This window comes from Nigerium sp. (genome assembly GCF_039811905.1).
Lineage (GTDB): Bacteria > Actinomycetota > Actinomycetes > Propionibacteriales > Propionibacteriaceae > Propioniciclava.
Genome location: NZ_JBDHZL010000075.1, coordinates 1 through 12,941, shown reverse-complemented (window position 1 = coordinate 12,941; position 12,941 = coordinate 1). Strand labels below are relative to the sequence as shown.

General features: G+C 72.8%; 14 protein-coding genes. 9 read left to right on the top strand and 5 right to left on the bottom strand.

Annotated features, from left to right (window positions below; translation table 11 throughout):
• The 3 genes from WMJ97_RS11390 to WMJ97_RS11380 all read right to left on the bottom strand — a co-directional run.
• A partial coding sequence (locus WMJ97_RS11390; protein WP_347349116.1) for a hypothetical protein occupies positions 1 to 293 on the bottom strand: 293 nt, incomplete at its 3' end.
• A 10-nt stretch (positions 294 to 303) separates the two neighbouring features.
• Positions 304 to 594, bottom strand: a complete 291-nt coding sequence (locus WMJ97_RS11385; RefSeq protein ID WP_347349115.1) for a hypothetical protein — start codon at positions 592 to 594, stop codon at positions 304 to 306.
• Positions 595 to 597: 3 nt separating this feature from the next.
• Positions 598 to 1,488 (bottom strand): PspA/IM30 family protein, encoded by an 891-nt coding sequence (locus WMJ97_RS11380; protein WP_347349114.1) that lies wholly within the window; start codon positions 1,486 to 1,488, stop codon positions 598 to 600.
• 123 nt (positions 1,489 to 1,611) lie between these two features.
• Between WMJ97_RS11380 and WMJ97_RS11375 the strand changes: the two genes are divergently transcribed.
• The gene (locus WMJ97_RS11375; protein ID WP_347349113.1) at positions 1,612 to 2,175 is read left to right on the top strand and encodes a DUF3043 domain-containing protein; all 564 of its coding nucleotides are present in this window, start codon (positions 1,612 to 1,614) and stop codon (positions 2,173 to 2,175) included.
• Entirely contained in the window at positions 2,175 to 2,384 is a 210-nt protein-coding gene (locus WMJ97_RS11370) for a hypothetical protein (RefSeq protein ID WP_347349112.1), read from the top strand. The genes WMJ97_RS11375 and WMJ97_RS11370 overlap by 1 nt, the downstream gene beginning before the upstream one ends.
• 49 nt (positions 2,385 to 2,433) lie before the next feature.
• On the opposite strand, the gene WMJ97_RS11365 is transcribed toward WMJ97_RS11370, so the two are convergent.
• Together WMJ97_RS11365 and gcvT are read right to left on the bottom strand one after the other, a co-directional pair.
• A complete protein-coding gene (locus WMJ97_RS11365; protein WP_347349111.1) occupies positions 2,434 to 2,730 on the bottom strand; it encodes a hypothetical protein in 297 nt (98 codons plus the stop codon).
• A gap of 25 nt (positions 2,731 to 2,755) precedes the next feature.
• On the bottom strand, positions 2,756 to 3,853 hold the full coding sequence (gene gcvT, locus WMJ97_RS11360; RefSeq protein WP_347349110.1) for a glycine cleavage system aminomethyltransferase GcvT: 1,098 nt from the start codon (positions 3,851 to 3,853) through the stop codon (positions 2,756 to 2,758).
• A 98-nt stretch (positions 3,854 to 3,951) separates the two neighbouring features.
• On the opposite strand from gcvT, the gene WMJ97_RS11355 reads away from it, so the two are divergent.
• From WMJ97_RS11355 to WMJ97_RS11325, 7 genes are all read left to right on the top strand, one after another.
• On the top strand, positions 3,952 to 5,451 hold the full coding sequence (locus WMJ97_RS11355) for a leucyl aminopeptidase (protein WP_347349109.1): 1,500 nt from the start codon (positions 3,952 to 3,954) through the stop codon (positions 5,449 to 5,451).
• A 7-nt stretch (positions 5,452 to 5,458) separates the two neighbouring features.
• A complete protein-coding gene (locus WMJ97_RS11350) occupies positions 5,459 to 7,084 on the top strand; it encodes an FAD-dependent oxidoreductase (protein WP_347349108.1) in 1,626 nt (541 codons plus the stop codon).
• A gap of 93 nt (positions 7,085 to 7,177) precedes the next feature.
• A complete protein-coding gene (sucB, locus tag WMJ97_RS11345; RefSeq protein WP_347349107.1) occupies positions 7,178 to 8,968 on the top strand; it encodes a 2-oxoglutarate dehydrogenase, E2 component, dihydrolipoamide succinyltransferase in 1,791 nt (596 codons plus the stop codon).
• Positions 8,969 to 9,153: 185 nt separating this feature from the next.
• Positions 9,154 to 9,864: a lipoyl(octanoyl) transferase LipB gene (lipB, locus tag WMJ97_RS11340; RefSeq protein ID WP_347349106.1), complete on the top strand. Its 711-nt coding sequence runs from the start codon at positions 9,154 to 9,156 to the stop codon at positions 9,862 to 9,864.
• On the top strand, positions 9,861 to 10,790 hold the full coding sequence (gene lipA / locus WMJ97_RS11335) for a lipoyl synthase (RefSeq protein WP_347349105.1): 930 nt from the start codon (positions 9,861 to 9,863) through the stop codon (positions 10,788 to 10,790). The genes lipB and lipA overlap by 4 nt, the downstream gene beginning before the upstream one ends.
• A gap of 25 nt (positions 10,791 to 10,815) precedes the next feature.
• Complete coding sequence (locus WMJ97_RS11330; RefSeq protein WP_347349104.1) at positions 10,816 to 11,580, top strand: DUF4191 family protein; 765 nt, start codon at positions 10,816 to 10,818, stop codon at positions 11,578 to 11,580.
• Between the two features lie 37 nt (positions 11,581 to 11,617).
• On the top strand, positions 11,618 to 12,941 hold a 1,324-nt coding region (locus WMJ97_RS11325; RefSeq protein ID WP_347349103.1), incomplete at its 3' end, for an ABC-F family ATP-binding cassette domain-containing protein.

Below are 12,941 nucleotides of genomic sequence, written 5' to 3'. Positions count from 1 at the left end.
CCCGGCGGGCCGACGGCGGCGTCCAGGGCCGAGAGCAGAGCCTGCCCCAGGCCGGCCGTCGTCGCCGCGCGATCGAACCCGGACGCCTCCCCCGGCTCGCCGGGGGCCTCGGCCACCACGTCGTCGCGACCAAGCTCGCGCAGGGCGTCCTGCAGCGCCGGGCCGCCCGCGGCCAGGGGCACGACCGCCACCTGGACGCGGCGTCCGGACGCCGCGAACGCGCGCCCCAGCGCCCGCCCGGCCACCGCGGACGGCAGGCCGCCGATAGCGTCGGCGCAGATCAGGGCCCTCATCGGGCGCGGCTCACCCGGGGATCAGCCCGTCGGCGGCCCCGCTGTCGTCGAGGAACGAACGAAGCTGCGCCAGGTCGCTGTCGGCCCCGGGCAGGATCAGGTCGGAGTCGGCGAGCACCGCGTCGTCGAGCGGCCTGCCGATCTCGCGCACCCGGGCGAGCAGCCCCGCCAGCGCGTCGGCCAGGGCGGCCTCGTCGCCGGCGTCCACCGCGTCCTCCACCCGCTCGTCGAGCTGGTTCAGCTCGGCGAGGTGGCTGTCGTCGACGTCGAGTTGCCCCTCACCGAGGATGCGCACGATCATCGCTCAGCCCTCCCGCGTCGGCTCGGAGGACGCCTCGCCCTGGGCCGGCGGCTGCTGGTAGGTCGGCGGCTGCGCCGGGCCAACCTGCTGCGCCTGCCCGTTCTGCGGCTGCGCGGACGCCACGGCGCCCGGCTGCTGCGTGGCGCGCCCGGCGCTGAGCTCGGGCGTGGGCTCGGCCGCGCCGGCGTCCAACTGGCCGAGCGAGCGCTTCATGGCCTCCAGTTCGTTCTCCACCTGCGAGCTGGACGCCAGCGAGTCGAGCTCGCGGGTGATGTCGTCCTTCGCCAGGCCGCTCGGGTCGTCGAGCGCGCCGGAGGCGAGCAGCTCGTCGACCGCGCCGGCGCGGGCCTGCATCTGCTGCGTCCGGTCCTCGGCGCGCTGGATCGCCAGGCCGACGTCGCCCATCTCCTCGCCGAGCCCGCTGAAGGCCTCGTTGACGCGGGTCTGGGCCTCGGCCGCGCTGTAGGTGGCCTTGATGGTCTCCTTCTTGGTGCGGAAGGCGTCCACCTTGGCCTGCAGCCGCTGGCTGGCGCGGACGAGCTTCTCCTCCTCGCCGGCGAGTTGCGCATGCTGGGCCTGAAGGTCGGCGAGCTGCTGCTGCAGCGCCGACTTGCGCGTGAGCGCCTCGCGGGCGAGGTCTTCGCGGCCCTGCTCGAGGGCTCGCTTGGCCGCCACCGACATCTTGTCGACCTCGGCGTTGAGCTGGTTGGCCTGAAGCTCCACCCGCTTGCGGCTCGTCGCGACGTCCGCCACCCCGCGGCGGACCTTCTGCAGCAGCTCGAGCTGCCGCTGGTAGGAGTAGTCGAGCGTCTCCCGCGGATCCTCGAGCTTGTCGAGGGCCTTGTCGGCCTTCGAGCCGAAGATGAGTTTCATCCGGTTGAACAGTCCGGCCATCGAGTGGAGTCCTTCCCGTGGGGGCATGCAGTCTGCGCCCCCAGCGTAGGCGGTGTGCCGGGCAAGGGCATCCCCTAGACTGGGCGGGTCCGTGTCACCGCCGCACAACCGAAGGATCCGCCCGTGCCCTTGTTCAAAGCGAAGAAGGCCGACCAGCCCGAGCCTGAGCAGGAGCCGCCGGCCCCCCCCGTGGGGCAGGGGCCCACGAAGAAGGGGCACGCGACCCCGTCGCGGCGCGAGGCCGAGGCGGCCCGCCGCCAGCGGCTGAACCCCGACCTCAGCAAGCGCGAGATCAAGGCGCGCGAGCGTCAGGTGCGCGCGGTGGAGAACCGGCGCCGCTACGCCGAGATCGACAACACCCCCGAGCGGCAGCTCATGCGCGACATCGTCGACTCGCGGTTCAACCTCGCCGAGATCGCCATGCCGCTGCTGCTGGTGCTCATGGCGAGCACGTTCCTGCCCGGGGCGCTGCGCTACAGCATGTACGTCTTCTGGGCGATGTGGGCGTTCATGGCCATGATCTTCATCGACACCTGGATGGTGTGGCGGCGGTTCAAGGAGCTCGCCGCCCAGCGCATCCCGCACCGCCCGCGCAAGGGCCTGGTGATGTACGCATTCAACCGGCAGCTTTCGTTCCGGCGCTGGCGGACGCCGCCGCCGCGCGTGAACCGGGGGGAGAAGATCTGATGTTCCGCTGGGTCGCCGAGCTCGACACGGACGCCGCGCAGCGGCTGGGCGGCGAGCGTTCGTACCGCTCCCCCGACTTCCCCACCCAGGCCGAAGCCGAGGCCTGGCTCACCGAGTCGTATGAGGACCTCGTCGACGACGGCCTCGACGAGGTGACCCTCGTGGAGGGCGACCGCGTCGTCTACGGCCCGATGAGCCTGCACGCCTGACCGGGCCGTTCGGCCTGCGGACGGACGCCGGCCCGACGCGGACGCCGCCCTACGCCTCGCGCCTCCCGCGGGTCTTGCGCGCCTCCGCGCAGGCCAGCCAGCCGCCGAACCCGGCGACCGCCGCCCCGACGGCGCCGACGACGGGCCGCGACTGCTGGGCGGCCTCCACCCGGTCCTCGTACGTCTGGACGCGGCCGGTGTTGTCGGCCTTCACGCACACCTCGCCCGGGTGCATCTCGACCCCGCGGCACATGACCGTGGGGTGGGCGGCCAACGTCAGCGACCACACCAGCGCGACCAGCCCGACGGCGGCCAGCGCCACGTGCGCCCAGAACTTCTTCGTCACCGCGTCCCCTCCGTCTGCCACGCCCTCACGGCTCGCGGACCTGAGGCTGCACGAGCGGCGGCTTCTTCACGTCGAACGTCTCGTGACGCCCCCGGATGTCCACGACGACCTCCTGGCCCGGGGTGATCGAGGCGTCCAGCAGCGCGAGCGCGATGCCGACGCGGAGCGTCGGGCTGAACGTGCCGGACGTGACCCGCCCGACCTCCGCGCCCGCCGCGTCCAGCACCGTCATGTCCGGACGCGGGATGCCACGCCCCTGCGCCTGCAGGGCGCGGATCTTGCGCGTCACGCCGGTGGCGCGCGCCTCCTTGACGGCTTCGGAGCCCCAGAACTCCGGCTTGTCCCAGCCGACGGCCCACCCGCACATGGCCTCCAGCGGGTTGATGCCGATCGACAACTCGTGCCCGTGCAGCGGGTAGCCCATCTCGGTGCGCAGCGTGTCGCGCGCGCCGAGGCCGCACGGCAGGATGCCGTAGGGCTCGCCGGCGGCCACGATGGCGTCCCACACCGGGCCCGCCTCGTCGGCCCCGACGAACAGCTCGTACCCCTTTTCGCCCGTGTAGCCGGTGCGGCAGACGGTGACGTCGGCGTCGCCGATGCGGCCGCCGCGGAAGTGCATGTACGCGTGCTCGTACGGCGCGCCGAGGGCCTGCAGGATCTCGTCGCTGTGGGTGCCCTGCAGGGCGATCTTGGCGTAGAGCGGGTGCTCGTTGGACACCTCGAGCGCGCCGGGCGCCTGACGCTGCAGGAGCGCGTAGATGTCGTTGTTGTTGGCCGCATTCGGCACCAGGAACACGTGGTCGTCGGCGATGAGGTAGGCGATGATGTCGTCCACCACGCCGCCTTGGCGGGTGAGCGCCAGGGTGTATTGAGCCTGCCCCGGGCCGATCTTCTCCAGGTCGTTGGTGAGGCACTCGTTCACGAAGTCGCGCGCGTTCGGCCCCGTCACCCGGATGCCGCCCAGGTGGCTGACGTCGAACACCCCCACCGAGGACCGCACCGCCTTGTGCTCGGCCACGATGGACGTGTATTGCAGCGGCATCGTCCAGCCGCCGAACTCCGCGAATTTCGCCCCCAACGCCACATGCCGGTCGTGGAGCGGAGACCTTCTCAGCTCAGCCATGCGGCCGAACCTATCGCAGACCGGCGACACCGGCACGGCCCCGGGACTCCTCGCTGTAGTCTTGGCGCGCGAAACGACGGTCGAGAAGGAGTCACACCGTGTCCTATGTCGCGTCCACCCTGCCCCCGCTGTCGGTGGCGAACTCGATTCCGAGCGACGCCGACGTCGTCGTGGTCGGGCTCGCGAGCACGTCGTCCGGCCCCGTCGTCATCGGCGCCGACGACGCCACCGAGAAGGCTCAACGCTCCCGCTACAGCCGGGGGCTGCCCGACCTGGCCGCCTCGCTGGGCGCCAAGCCCGAGCTGGGGTCGACGGTGGCGCTCCCGGGCAACCCGGCGCGGCTCGTCGTCACCGGCCTCGGCGACGTCGACGTGACGCCCGAACAGGTGCGCAAGGCGGCGGCGAACGGGGTGCGGGCGGCGTCCGGGCTGAGCGGCGAGCGCCCGCTGCACGTCGCCGTGAGCCTCGACACAGTCGAGCCCGAGGTCGTCAAGGGCGCCGCCGAGGGCGCGCTGCTCGCGAGCTACCGGTATGAGAAGACGTCCGCGACGCCCGCAAAGGCGTCCATCGGCCGCATCACGCTCGTGGCCCGCGGGGGCGCCGCGAACCAGGCCGTGAACGTCGCCGCGACCGTGTCCGCCGCCGTGGTGCAGGCGCGCGACTGGGTGAACCTCCCGGCGAACGTGCTCTACCCCGAGACCTTCGCGGACGCCGCGCGGCAGGCCGCGCGCGACGTCCGGGTAGAGGTCGAGGTGCTCGACGAGAAGGCCCTGGCCAAGGAGGGGTTCGGCGGCATCCTCGGCGTCGGCGGCGGGTCGGAGCGGCCGCCGCGGCTCGTTCGCTACTCCTACGCACCCCGCGGGGCCAAGGCGCACCTCGCCCTGGTCGGTAAGGGCATCACGTTCGACTCGGGCGGCCTCGACCTCAAGACCCCCGACGGCATGTACACGATGAAGTCCGACATGGCGGGCGCCGCCGCGGTGCTCGCCGCGACCCGCGCGATCGCCGAGCTGCGGCTCAAGGTCCGCGTGACCGCCTACGCGTGCATGGCGGAGAACATGCCGTCCGGCAAGGCGTTCCGGCCGTCGGACGTGCTCACGATGTACGGCGGCAAGACGGTCGAGAACGCCAACACGGACGCCGAGGGTCGCCTCGTCCTGGCCGACGGGCTCACCCGGGCCGGCGAGGACGATCCGTCACTGATCGTCGACGTCGCCACCCTCACGGGCGCCTGCATCGTGGCGCTCGGCGAGCGCACGGGGGGCCTGATGGCCAGCGACGACGAGACGGCCGATCACGTGCTGGACGCCGCGGAGGCGGCCGGCGAGGCGTTCTGGCAGTTGCCCCTGCCCCCCGAGATCAAGGACAACCTCACCTCCGACGTCGCCGACCTCCGCTCGTCGGGCACGACCCGCTACGGGGGCGCGCTCACCGCGGCGGCGTTCCTGCGCGAGTTCGTGCGCGAGGGCGTCCCGTGGGCGCACCTCGACATCGCCGGGCCCTCGTGGAGCGACAAGGTGCACGACTACGTGCCGAAGGGCGGCACGGGCGCGGCCGTCCGCACCCTGATCGCCCTCGCGCAGTCCCTCCAGAGCTGAGCCCGACGTGGAGCGCACGACCGACATCCTCGTCATCGGGGGCGGAGCCGCGGGCCTCCTGGCCGCGGCCGCGTCCGCCGAGTCCGGCTTCGACGTCGTCCTCGCGGAGAGCACCGACCTGCTGGGCGGCTCGACGGCGTCCGACGCCGGGCAGCTCTGGCTGCCCGGCGCCCACGCCAAGCCCGGCGCCGCCCCGGACGCCGAGGTGCGCCGCTACCTGGACGCCGTGCTGCCGGCGCCGACGGCGTCCTCGTCGGCGGATCGTCGGGACGCGTTCGTCCGGGAGAGCCCGGCCGTGGGCGCCTGGCTCGCCACGCACGGCATCAACCTGACGGCGGCGCGCAACCGTCCCGACTACCACCCGAGCGCCGACGGGGCGGCGTCCCGGGGCGGGCGGGTCTTCCTGCCGCAGCCCGTCGGCGTCCGGACGCTGGGGGCCTGGGCCGCACGCCTGCGCCCCACCGAATACACCGTGGAGTACTCCCCCCGGTCGCTGGCGGGGCTCGTCTCCGCCGTGACGACGCTCGGCAGCAGCCTCTCGCTGCCCGGGCGGCGCCGCGTCTCGGCGGGGGCCGCGCTCGCCGCCGGCCTGCTGCACGCGGCCGCGGACGCCGGCGTCGAGCTCATGATCAACACGGCCCTCGGCGACCTGCTGATCGACCCCGACGGCGACGTCGTGGGGGCGCGGCTGCACCGCGGCAGCGAGACGCTCACCATCACCGCCCGGCGCGGCGTCGTGCTGGCGTGCGGCGGGTTCGAGGGTAACCAGTGGCTGCGCGAGCAGCACCTGCCGCGTCCGACCGACGCCTCGTGGACCACGGGCGTCGCCGACAACGACGGGCGCGGCCTGCTCGCCGGCGTGAAGGCCGGCGGCACGCTGGAGAACATGGACGACGCCTGGTGGACGCTCGTCTCCCTGTTCGACGGCAACGCCTACCGCATGACCAGCGAGCGCAGCGTGCCGCACGGCATCATCGTCGACCGGGCGGGCGACCGCTTCCTCGACGAGGCCAGCCCGCTGCCCGAGACCGCCCGTCGGCCGTACGAGCATCACCGCGGGTCGTGGGCGATCCCGTCCTTCCTCGTGGTGGACAACGCGCACCGCCAGCGCTACCGCATGGGCCCGCTGCTGCCTGGCTCGGCCGTCCCCGACGACGCCCCGCTCGTGAGCGCCTCCTCCCTCGCGGAGTTGGCGCGCGAGCTCGACATGGATCAGGCCGGGCTCATCGGCACCGTCGCCGCCTTCAACGGCGCGGCCGCGAAGGGCCGCGACCCCGACTTCCGGCGCGGGGCGTCCGCCACCGACCGGGCGATGGGCGATCCGACACGCCGCAACCCGAATCTCGGACGCCTCGGGCGTCCGCCCTTCTGGGCGGCGCCCCTGTACCCGGGGGATGCGGGCACGAAGGGCGGTCTCGTCGTGGACGCCGCGAGCCGCGTCCTGCGGAGCGATGGGACGCCGGTGCCGGGCCTCTTCGCGACGGCCGGCACGGCGGCGTCCCTGTTCCCGCGGACGGCCCCGGGGCCGGGCGCCGGGCTGTCCTCGGCCCTGGTGGACGCCTGGTCGGCCGTCCGGCAGATGCGTTCCAGCGCAGGCCGGGACACCGGCGGCGCGGGGACGCAGAACGACTGAGACGGGCCCTCGTGCTGGTGGGCGCGAGGGCGGCGGCGGGGCTAGGCTGACCCCAGAGTCCGCGACAGCGACACCGAAGAAGGAGCCCGATCAATGTCGACACCTGTTCCGTTGCCCGCCCTGGGTGAGAGCGTCACCGAGGGCACGATCTCCCGTTGGCTGAAGGAAGTCGGCGACACCGTCGAGGCCGACGAGCCCATCGTCGAGGTCTCCACCGACAAGGTCGACACCGAGATCCCCTCGCCCGTGGCGGGCGTCATCCTGGAGATTCTGGTCGCCGAAGACGAGACCGCCGAGGTGGGCGCCGTGCTGGCGAACATCGGCGATCCCGACGAGGCCCCCTCGGGCGGCGACGCCCCGGCCGAGCCCGATCCCGTCGCCGAGCCCGAGGCGCCGTCCACCGAGGCCGACGAGCCCGTGGCCGCCGACGGCGAGCAGAAGGCCCCTGCTGAGGCCGACGCGCAGGCGTCCGGTGGCGAGTCGTCCGGGGGTGCGGCCGAGGGCACCGAGGTGACCCTGCCCGCGCTGGGCGAGTCCGTCACCGAGGGCACGATCTCGCGCTGGCTGAAGGAGGTCGGCGACAGCGTCGAGGCCGACGAGCCCATCGTCGAGGTCTCCACCGACAAGGTCGACACCGAGATCCCCTCGCCCGCCGCGGGCACGCTGCTCGAGATCCGGGTGCAGGAAGACGAGACGGCCGAGGTCGGCGCCGTCCTGGCCATCGTCGGCGACGCGAGCGCCGCGCCGGCCGAGCCGAAGCCGGAACCCAAGCCCGAGCCCAAGCCGGAACCCAAGCCGGAACCCAAGCCCGAACCCAAGCCCGAGCCGAAGCCCGAACCCAAGCCGGAACCGAAGCCCGAGCCCAAGCCGGAACCGAAGGCCGCGCCCGCCCCCGCCGCGAAGCCCGCTGCACCGCGGGCGTCCGGTGACGACAGCGGGTACGTGACGCCGCTGGTCCGCAAGATGGCCGCCGACGCGGGCATCGACCTGGCGACGGTGGAGGGCACCGGCGTCGGAGGCCGCATCCGCAAGCAGGACATCCAGGCCGCCGTCGAGGCGAAGAACGCCCCGGCTCCGGCTCCTGCCGCTCCCGCCGCCGCCCCGGCCGCGCCGAAGGCCGCCCCCGCTGCCGAGGCCAAGCCGTCCGCGGAGGCCGCCGCCAAGCCGGGCACGACCGAGAAGCTCAGCCGGCTGCGCAAGACGATCGCCCGCCGCATGACCGAGTCGCTGCAGACCGCGGCTCAGCTCACGGCGACGGTCGAGGTCGACCTGACGAACATCTCGAAGATCCGTGCGAAGGCGAAGAACGACTTCAAGGCGCGCGAGGGCGCGTCCCTGTCGTACCTGCCGTTCATCGCGAAGGCGGCCGTGGAGGGGCTGAAGCACTTCCCGAAGCTCAACGCGACGATCGACACCGACGCCGGCACCGTCACCTTCCCGCCGGCCGAAGACCTGGGCATCGCCGTCGACACCGAGAAGGGCCTGCTCGTCCCCGTGATCAAGGATGCGGGCGATCTCACCGTCGGCGGCCTCGCCAAGAAGATCGGCGACGTCGCGGCGCGCACCCGCTCGAACAAGGTCACGCCCGACGAGCTCACCGGCGGCACGTTCACGATCACCAACTACGGCTCGGCCGGCACCCTGATGGATACGCCGATCATCAACCAGCCGCAGGTGGCGATCCTGGGCACCGGCGCGCTGGTGAAGCGTCCGATGGTGATCTCCGATCCGGAGCTGGGCCAGGTCATCGCCGTCCGCGACATGATGTACCTCTCGCTCACCTACGATCACCGCCTCGTCGACGGTGCCCTGGCTGCTCGCTACCTGAGCTTCGTCAAGGCCCGCCTCGAGGAGGGCGCTTTCGGCGCCGAGTTCGGGGTGTAGCCGGCGGTTCACCACGCAGCCGAGGGGCGTCCGGGAGATCCGGGCGCCCCTCGCGCGTGTCGGCGGTCGCGTGTCGGCCACGCATGGACGCCGCGGCCGCTCGCGGCGTCCATGCCGGGACGCCCCCGGCCCACGGGCCGGGCGCGGGCGTCCCAGGGGCGCTCGCGCGAGGTAGGGTCGGCCAGGTGACCGAACACGAGCTTGACTTCGAGTACGTGGGCCTGGAGCAGGACCCGCCGGTGCAGTCGGAGTACCGGGGCATGTGGGAGTATCAGCGGCAAGTCCACGCGCAGGTGGCGGCGGGCGAGATCCCGCCGCGCGTGCTGTTCGTGCAGCACTCCCCCGTCTACACCGCCGGCCGCCGGACTCTCCCGCAGGAGCGGCCCTTCGACGGCACGCCGGTGGTCGACGTCGACCGCGGCGGCAAGATCACCTACCACGGCCCCGGGCAGCTCGTCGGCTACCCGATCGTGCCGATCCCGCGGGCCATCGGCCCGCTCGGCTACGTCCGCCGGCTCGAGGAGGCGCTGATCCGGTGCCTGGAGGAGTTCGGCGTCCACGGCCGCCGCGTCGACGGCCGCACCGGGGTCTGGCTGGACGCCTCCCCCGGACGCCTCGAGCGCAAGATCGCGGCGATCGGCATCCGGGTGTCGAAGCAGACCGCGCTGCACGGTTTCGCCTTCAACATCGAGGCCGGCAGCACGGGGCCGTTCCACAACATCATCCCCTGCGGCATCGCGGACGCCGACGTCACCTCGCTGGAGGCCGAGATCGGGCCGGTGCCGACCCTGGCCGAGATGGGCCGGCGCATGGAGCCCCACCTGCGCGAGCTGCTCGCGTTCGAGCCGTACCAGCGTCTCGACGGGGTCAGCCCGGCAGGTACAATCGCGGGGTGACCGACACGACGCAAGGCCGGCGCCTACTCCGCATCGAGGCGCGCAACGCCGAGACACCCATCGAACGCAAGCCTGAGTGGATCAAGACGAGGGCGACGATGGGCCCCGAGTATCGCGACATGCAAACACGCGTGAAGGCGGGCGGTCTGCACACCGTCTGCCAGGAGGCCGGCTGTCCGAACATCTTCGAATGCTGGGAGGACCGGGAGGCGACGTTCCTGATCGGCGGCGACCAGTGCACGCGCCGCTGCGACTTCTGCCAGATCGCGACCGGCCGGCCCACCGGCTACGACCAAGACGAGCCGCGGCGCGTCGCCGAGTCCGTCAGGGAGATGGGTCTGCGGTACGCGACGGTCACCGGCGTCGCGCGCGACGATCTGCCCGATGGGGCGTCCTGGCTGTACGCCGAGACGTGCCGGCAGATCCATGCGCTGAACCCGGGCACGGGCGTCGAGCTGCTGGTGGACGACTTCCGCGGCGAGCGGAAGGCGCTCGAGACCGTCTTCGAGAGCGGCCCCGAGGTGTTCGCCCACAACTTGGAGACGGTGCCGCGCATCTTCAAGCGCATCCGTCCGGCGTTCACGTACGAGCGGTCGCTCGGCGTCCTGACGGCGGCCCGCGAGGCCGGCCTGGTCACGAAGTCGAACCTGATCCTCGGCATGGGCGAGACGCGCGAGGAGATCACCGTGGCGATGACCGCGCTGCGCGACGCGGGCACCGAGCTGCTGACGATCACGCAGTACCTGCGGCCGTCGTCGAAGCATCATCCGATCGACCGCTGGGTCACCCCCACCGAGTTCGCCGAACTGGAAGACGAGGCGAAGGCGCTCGGCTTCGCCGGCGTCCTCAGCGGGCCGCTCGTCCGGTCGTCCTACCGCGCGGGCCGGCTGTACCGGCAGGCCATCCAGGCCCGCACGTCCCACTGAGCCACGACCTCAACCGGAGCACGAGATGGCAAGCGAACGGGCCAAAGAACTGGCCGCCAAGCAGAAGGCTCAGCGCAAGGCTGAGAAGCTGCGCAAGAAGAACAGCGACAACCCGAAGGACTGGGGGCGCATGCGCCAGTTCTCCGAGGTGTACAAGCAGACCCGCAAGGTCGACCCGAAGCTCGACCTGTACGTGTTCGGGGCCGCCGCGGGCGTGGCGATCGTCGTCGTGGTCGTCGGCCTGCTCACCCGCGCCGCGTGGTGGGCGTGGCTGCCGGCGGCGCTCATGCTCGCGCTGCTCGTCGGCATGCTCGTGCTGACCAACCGGGCCAAGAAGGGCGCGTTCACGCGGTACGCGGGCCAGCCCGGCTCGGCCGAGGTCGCTTTGTCGATGTTGAACAACAAGAAGTACAAGTACACGCTGGCCGTCGCGGCCACCCGGCAGATGGATCTCGTGCATCGCGTCGTCGGCCCGGGCGGCATCGTGCTGGTCGGCGAGGGGCACGCCGCGGGCGTCCGGCCGCTGCTGAACCAAGAGGTGAAGAAGCACGAGCAGGTCGCCTACGGCGTCGTCGTGTCGACGCTGGTCGTCGGCGACGGGCCGAACCAGGTGAAGCTCGCCGACCTGCAAAAGCGCATCGAGAAGATGCCGAAGGTGCTGCCGCCGCACAAGATCGCCGAGGTGCAGCAGCGCCTCCGCGCGCTGGACGCGGTGCGGCCCAAGGTGCCGCTGCCCCGCGGTCCCATGCCGACGATCAAGGGCGTCAACCGCGCCATGAGGGGCCGGTGACGCCCGGCAGCAGGCGTCCGGCGGGCGGGCGGCGCTGATGGCGAACATCGTCAACGCCGAGCACGTCTCGAAGGGCTACGCGACCCGCACGATTCTCGACGACGTCTCCCTGGGCCTCGGCTCGGGCGACGTCGTCGGCGTCGTGGGGCGCAACGGTGACGGCAAATCGACGCTGCTGAACGTGCTCACGGGGGTCGTCGAGCCCGACGCCGGCAGCGTGACGCGGTCGGCGGCGGCGTCCATCGGGCACCTGTCGCAGGCCGACGACCTGCCCGCGGGCGCGACCGTCCGCGACGTGATCGTCGGCGGCGAGCCCGACCACGTGTGGGCGGCCAACCCGACGACCCGGTCGATCGTCGAGCACCTGCTCGCCGACATCGCGCTGGACGCGGCGGTCGACGACCTCTCCGGCGGCGAGCGTCGCCGGGTCTCGCTCGTCGCGCTCATGCTGGGCGGGCACGACCTCGTGGTGCTCGACGAGCCGACGAACCACCTCGACGTCGAGGCCGTCTCCTGGCTCGCGCGGCACCTGAACGACCTCGCGGCGGGCGGCACGGCGATGCTCGTCGTCAGCCACGACCGCTGGTTCCTGGACGCCGTCTGCACGCGCGTGTGGGAGGTCCACGACGGCGTGGTGGACGCCTACGACGGCGGCTACGCGGCGTACGTTCTGGCGCGCGTCGAGCGGCAGCGGCAGGCGGCGGCGAACGAGGCGCGGCGGCAGAACCTGGCCCGCAAGGAGCTGGCCTGGCTGCGCCGCGGCGCCCCCGCCCGCACGTCGAAGCCGCGCTTCCGCATCGAGGCGGCGAACCAGCTCATCGCCGACGTCCCCGATCCGCGCGACAAGCTCGCCCTGCAGCAGTTCTCGGTGACGCGCCTCGGCAAAGACGTCTTCGACCTCGACCGCGTGACCCTCGACCTGCCGGCGGCGCCCGGCGAGAGCCGTCCGCGGCACCTGCTCGGGCCCCTGACCTGGTCGATCGGCCCGGGCGACCGCATCGGGCTGGTCGGCGTCAACGGCGCCGGCAAGTCCACGCTGCTGCGGCTGCTGGCCCACGAGCAGGCGCCCACCTCGGGCCGGGTGAAGCAGGGCAAGACGCTGCGCGTCGGTCACCTCAGCCAGGCCGTCACCGAGCTGGACGACTCCGAGCGCGTCCTCGACTCGGTCAACCGGCTGCGCCGGGAGACCCTGCTGGCGACGGGGCGGGAGGCGTCCGCGTCGCAACTGCTCGAGGAGTTCGGCTTCACCGGCGACCGGCTCGTCACCCGCATCGGCGAGCTGTCGGGCGGCGAGCGGCGGCGGCTGCAGTTCCTGCGGCTGCTGGTGGCCGAGCCGAACGTGCTGCTGCTCGACGAGCCCA